Source organism: Aeromicrobium sp. Leaf272 (assembly GCF_001422865.1).
Lineage (GTDB): Bacteria > Actinomycetota > Actinomycetes > Propionibacteriales > Nocardioidaceae > Aeromicrobium.
The window spans coordinates 138,532-143,862 of the sequence record NZ_LMMY01000009.1 but is presented as its reverse complement, the minus strand read 5'-3'; the positions used below and the strand labels follow the sequence as shown (position 1 = coordinate 143,862).

Annotated in this window: 5 protein-coding genes and 1 pseudogene; 3 read left to right on the top strand and 3 right to left on the bottom strand. The window is 73.9% G+C overall.

The features are described from left to right. Nucleotides 1-231 (top strand): annotated as a pseudogene (locus ASF38_RS18605) (glycerol acyltransferase); the annotation flags it as partial. A 92-nt stretch (nucleotides 232-323) separates the two neighbouring features. On the opposite strand, the gene ASF38_RS02220 reads toward ASF38_RS18605, so the two are convergent. The 3 genes from ASF38_RS02220 to ASF38_RS02210 form a co-directional block, all read right to left on the bottom strand. Beyond that, nucleotides 324-1,412, bottom strand: a complete 1,089-nt coding sequence (locus ASF38_RS02220) for a DUF5667 domain-containing protein (RefSeq protein ID WP_056573348.1) — start codon at nucleotides 1,410-1,412, stop codon at nucleotides 324-326. 145 nt (nucleotides 1,413-1,557) lie between these two features. Further along, on the bottom strand, nucleotides 1,558-2,268 hold the full coding sequence (locus ASF38_RS02215) for a sigma-70 family RNA polymerase sigma factor (RefSeq protein ID WP_055963958.1): 711 nt from the start codon (nucleotides 2,266-2,268) through the stop codon (nucleotides 1,558-1,560). A gap of 88 nt (nucleotides 2,269-2,356) precedes the next feature. Further along, nucleotides 2,357-3,235, bottom strand: a complete 879-nt coding sequence (locus ASF38_RS02210; protein ID WP_055963961.1) for an HAD family phosphatase — start codon at nucleotides 3,233-3,235, stop codon at nucleotides 2,357-2,359. A gap of 94 nt (nucleotides 3,236-3,329) precedes the next feature. Between ASF38_RS02210 and ASF38_RS02205 the strand changes: the two genes are divergently transcribed. Together ASF38_RS02205 and ASF38_RS02200 are read left to right on the top strand one after the other, a co-directional pair. Next, nucleotides 3,330-5,015, top strand: coding sequence for a class I adenylate-forming enzyme family protein (locus ASF38_RS02205; protein ID WP_200914372.1), 1,686 nt, complete (start codon nucleotides 3,330-3,332; stop codon nucleotides 5,013-5,015). Then, entirely contained in the window at nucleotides 5,012-5,290 is a 279-nt protein-coding gene (locus ASF38_RS02200) for a glutaredoxin family protein (protein WP_056556001.1), read from the top strand. Before ASF38_RS02205 ends, ASF38_RS02200 begins: the two co-directional genes overlap by 4 nt. Nucleotides 5,291-5,331 lie beyond the last annotated feature (41 nt).

Here is a 5,331-nt window from a genome sequence, read left to right as displayed (position 1 = left end):
CTGCCGTACCTGCCGGTCACCCCGTTCTTCCCGCTGCTCGGCCCGCTCGGCATGATCCCGCTCCCGAGCAAGTGGATCATCGAGTTCGGCGAGCCCATCCGCACCGACGCCTACGAGCCCGACGCCGCGGACGACCCGATGCTGCTGTTCAACGTCACCGACCAGGTGCGCGAGACCATCCAGCAGACGCTGTACCGGCTGCTCGTCGATCGCGGCAACGCGTTCTTCTGAGCGGCGGGACGGGTCGGCCGCGACCGTCCAGGACGTGCAGGTCGTGGCCCCGCGGCTGAGCCGCTGCTGCTCCCCCTGCGGCGGAGCCGCTGCTACTTCTTGGTGCCGAGCAGGCCGTTGAGCAGGCCGGGGACCAGCCCCTCGGTCTCCTCGTTGCCGAGCAGGCCGCCGACGAGTGGATCGGTGACCGCGCGCAGGCCCTGCGGCTTCGCCGAGGGCGAGGGGGTGACCGGTGCCGGAGCCGGCGTCGGGGCGCTCGTGGCCTCGTCCGACGTGGGCGCCTTCGTGACCGGGGCCGGGGCGGTGTCGTCGCGGGTGCTGGCGGCCGGCTCGGCATCGGAGGCCGACGCGGGACGGCCCGGTCGGACGACCTGCTGGACGACCTGGACCAGGGCGTCGACGTCGGCCTTGGCGCACGTGCCGCACAGACGGCCGGCCTGACCGGCCAGGTCGGTGACGACGGCCGTCGCCGAGTCGAACGCGGACGCCGCGTCGGCGGGGACCTCGGCCGACATGACGCTCAGGTCGACGGCGGAGGCCGCGGCGAAGTCGTTGACGGTGTCGATCGTCGCGGTGGAGCCGTCGGAGTCGAAGGCGCCGAAGAGCTCGGCCGAGCCCTGCTCGGCCTCGGTGCTGAAGTCGTCGAGGAGCGCGCCGACCTGGGCCCGCTGCTTGGTCGAGCCGTCGCCCAGCACGGCGCGGGCCTCGCGGAGCCGCTCGGCGGCGATCTCGAGCCGCTGCGTGCCGCGGCCCTCGTCGGTGCGCTGCATGGCCAGCTCGACGTTCTCGACGCCGCGCTTGACGGGGTAGAGGACGTCGCCCGGGATGGCCTGGGCGCTGCCCGCGACCATGCCGACCACGCCGAGGGAGGAGACGGCGGCCACGGCCAGGCCGGCGATCCGGCGGCGGGTGCGGGGAGCCGACGGCGCCACGGTGGCCGGCGTGCGGTCGGCCACGGCGCGCCGCGAGGCGCCCGGGTCGGGCACGAGGACGGTCTGCGCCTCGGTCATGAGTCGCTCGCGCAGGGCGGCGCGGAACTCCGGTCGCGGGGTCGCGACGGCGGACTCGCACACCAGCTCGGCAGCGCGCACCAGCTCGGCCACCTCGGCGGTGGCGGGGGTGCCGGACTCCCAGGCCTCGTGGAAGGCCTGGGCGTCGTCGCGGCCCGAGCGGGGTCTCATCGCGTCGTCCTGTCTGTGGTGGCGTCTACAGCTCCAACGATGGGGAAGACGTCGGAGTTACGCGTTCGTGACGCGGTTCGCACCATCTCGTCCATCAGGGGCCCGGTGGCCAGGCGGCGCGTCGGCCCGGTCCGCGCGACGCCGCTCATCGGATGCCCTCCGGCATCTTCTTGGCGAGGTTGCGCACGGCGCGCAGCTGCAACTGCTTGATGGCGCCCTCGGTCCGGCCCAGGGCGGCGGCCGTCTGGGCGATGCTCAGGCCCTGGATGAAGCGCATCAGCACGCACTCGCGCTGCTCGGTGGGCAGCTCGGCCACGGCCGCGAAGAGCATCTCGTTCGACAGGAGCGACATGACGTCGTCCTCGGTGCTGGGGGCGGTCTGCGGGCCCTCCGGCACGTCGTCGGAGACGATCTCGAGCCGAGCCCGGCCGGACTTGAAGTGGTCGACGACGAGGTTGCGGGCGATCGTGGTGAGCCACGCGCCGAAGTCCTTGCCCTGCCAGCTGAAGCGCTGGATGGCACGCAGGCCGCGGACGAAGGTCTCGCTCGTCAGGTCCTCGGCCAGCTGCTGGGACCCGACCCGGTAGTAGATGAACCGGAAGATCCCGTTCACGTAGTGGTCGTAGAGCTGGCCGAACGCCTCGGCGTCGCCCTCGCGGGCGAGGTCGACGAGGGCGCGCAGGCGCAGCTCCTCGGGATCGCCGTGCGGGTCGACCGGCCCGTTCGAGAACGCGGAGCTGAGCGAGGGGCCGGGCGCGGGCGCCGGCTCGGCCAGCGCCATGGCGAGGAGGGTGTCGTCAGGGGTCGCCAGGGCGTGGGACAGCGCCCATCGCAGTGCTCCCACGTTCGCGGCCATCGATCCCTCCCGAAGATCGAGACGATCGTATGCCGCTGGGACGGCGCGTGTCTGCAGAAATCCGGGATCGGTCTCGCTCCCTGGGCGGTCAGCGGCGCCGGAGGGCGCGTGCCGCACGCCAGGCCGCGAAGGCGAGGGCCCCGCTGCCGGCCACCCGTCCGCCGGCGAGGGCGACCTTGCGACCGGTGCGGTAGTCGCGGACGTCCCAGCCCTGGTCCTTGGCGTGGGAGCGCAGCTTCGGGTCGGGGTTGATGGCACAGGGGTGCCCGACGAGCGAGAGCATCGGCAGGTCGTTGTGGGAGTCGGAGTAGGCGAAGCACCGCGCGAGGTCGAGGCCCTCGCGCTCGGCGATCGCCGTGACGGCGACGGCCTTGCCCTCGCCGTGCAGCAGCTCGCCGACCAGCTCGCCGGTGTAGACGCCGTCGACGTGCTCGGCCACGGTGCCGAGCGCGCCCGTGAGGCCGAGACGACGGGCGATGACGGCGGCGATCTCGATCGGCGCGGCGGTCACGAGCCAGACGCGCTGGCCGGCGTCGAGGTGCTGCTGGGCGAGCGCCCGCGTGCCGGGCCAGATCTTGTGCGCCATGTGCTCGTCGAAGATCTGCTCGCCGACCTCCTCCAGCTCGCGGACGCTGTGCCCGGCGATGAAGGCCAGGGCGGAGGACCGGGCCTTCGCGATGTGCTCGGGGTCCTCGACGCCGGCGAGGCGGAAGTACACCTGCTGCCAGGCGGCCTTGGCGATGTCGCCGGTCGTGAAGAAGTCGCGCCGGTGCAGCCCGCGGGCGAAGTGGTAGATCGAGGCGCCCTGCATGATCGTGTTGTCGACGTCGAAGAACGCTGCGGCGTCGGCGTCCGGACGCGGTGCCAGCCAGTGCTCGACCTCGCTCGCGGCGGCGGCGGCCTGACCGGCCAGGACGGAGCGCGACCGCAGGTTCGGCCCGGTCCGGGGGACCCGCTGGCTGGTCATGCCACGAGGCTATCGGTCGAGTGGTCCTTCGCCCAGGCTCCTCGGTCGCTCGAACCCCCCGCGAGGGCCGGGCGCGCTGTGGTTGACTCGCATCGTGACCTCCTCGAACGAGTCGGACGTCCCTGGGCTCACGAACGTCCCGGCTCCCACCAGCGTCCCGGGGCCCACCAGCGTCTCGGGGCCCACCAGCGTCTCGGGGCCCACCAACGTCTCGGGGCTGCTGAGCGCCGCGGCGGAGCGCACGCCGGACGCCCTGGCCCTGGTGGAGCACCGCGGCGGGCGTCACGAGCGCACCTGGGCCGAGCTCGACGCAGCGGCCGACGCCGTGGCCCGCGGCCTGAGCGGGGTGGGGCTGCGCGGCGGCCATCGCGTCGCCCTCGTGATGGCCAACCGGATCGACCTGGCGGTCGCCTACTTCGGCATCCTGCGCGGCGGCATGGTGGCCGTCCCCGTCAACCCCCGCTCGACCGAGCGCGAGATCGGCCGCATGCTGGCGGACTCCGGCGCCAGGGTCGTCCTCTGCGACGAGACGGGCATCGAGCAGGTCCGCGCCGCCGTCGCCGGGCTCGACCACGAGGGCCCCGGCCTCACGGTCGTCGTCGACGGGACCGAGCCCGGACCGGGCGAGATCGCCTTCGAGCGCCTGCTGCGCGACGCGCCCGCCGTGGAGCCGGCAGCTCCCCGCGACGACGAGGCCCCGGCGGTCGTGCTCTACACGTCGGGCACGAGCGGCAAGCCCCGTGGCGCGGTCCTGTCGCACCGTGCCCTGCTGGCCAACGTCGAGCAGACCGCGGCCGTCGAGCCGGCCATCGTCACGGCCGACGACGTCGTGCTCGGTCTGCTGCCGATGTTCCACATCTACGGCCTCAACGCCGTCCTCGGCCAAGCCGTGCGCCAGGGTGCGCGGGTGGTGATGGTCGACGGGTTCGACCCGGCCGGCCTGCTCCGCACGATCCGCGACGAGGGGGTCACGAACGTGGCGCTCGCGCCCCCCGTGATCGCGGCCTGGGCCGGGCGCTCCGACCTGCGCGAGCACCTGGGCGGGGTCAAGCACGTGCTGAGCGGCGCGTCGGCGCTCGACCCGGAGCTGGCGGCCGTCTTCGCCGAGTCGTCGGGGCACCACGTCGAGCAGGGGTACGGGCTCACGGAGACCGCCCCCGTCATCACCGCCACGCTGGCGTCGGGTCGCGACGTCGGCGTCCCGCCGCGCCCCGGCTCGGTCGGTCGCGCGCTGCCGGGTGTCGAGCTGCGCCTCGTCGACGCCGGCGGCTCCGACGCCGCTCCCGGCGACCCTGCGGAGATCTGGGTGCGTGGCGCCAACCTGTTCTCCGGCTACTGGCCCGACGGTTCCGACGGCCCGCGCGACGACGGCTGGTACCCGACCGGTGACATCGGCTACCTCGACGACGAGGGCGACCTCACGCTCGTCGACCGGGTGCGCGAGCTCGTGATCGTGTCCGGCTTCAACGTCTACCCCGCCGAGGTCGAGGCCGTGGTCGTCGAGCTCCCCGAGGTCTCGGAGGTGGCCGTGGTCGGCCTGCCCGACGAGAGCACCGGCGAGGCGGTCGTGGCGTTCGTCGTCCCCACGTCCTCGGACGTCGACGCGGCGGCGCTCGAGGCGAGCGTGGTCGAGCACTGCTCCACTCGGCTCGCTCGGTTCAAGCAGCCGCGCCAGGTCGTCGTGGTCGAGGGGCTGCCGCACTCGGCGACGGGCAAGGTCGCCAAGGGGCGCCTGCGGGCGCTGGCCCGCAGCCAGGACCTCGGGCTGCTCGCACCGTGACCGGTCCCGCCGACACCGACGTCCCGCACGCCCTCGACGCGCGGGTCGTCGTCTACAGCCGCGAGGGCTGCCACCTGTGCGAGGCCGCCGAGGCCACGGTCGCCGAGGTGTGCGCCGACGTCGACGCGACGTGGGCCCGCGTCGACGTGGACGCCGACCCCGCCCTGGTCCGCAGGTTCTCCGACATGGTGCCGGTGACCTTCGTCGACGGCCGGCAGCACGACTTCTTCCGGGTCACCGAGGCGCGGCTGCGCACGGCCCTCGGCAGCTCCTGAGCGTCGCGACCTTTACCACGGCGCGTGTGAGGAATCCCACC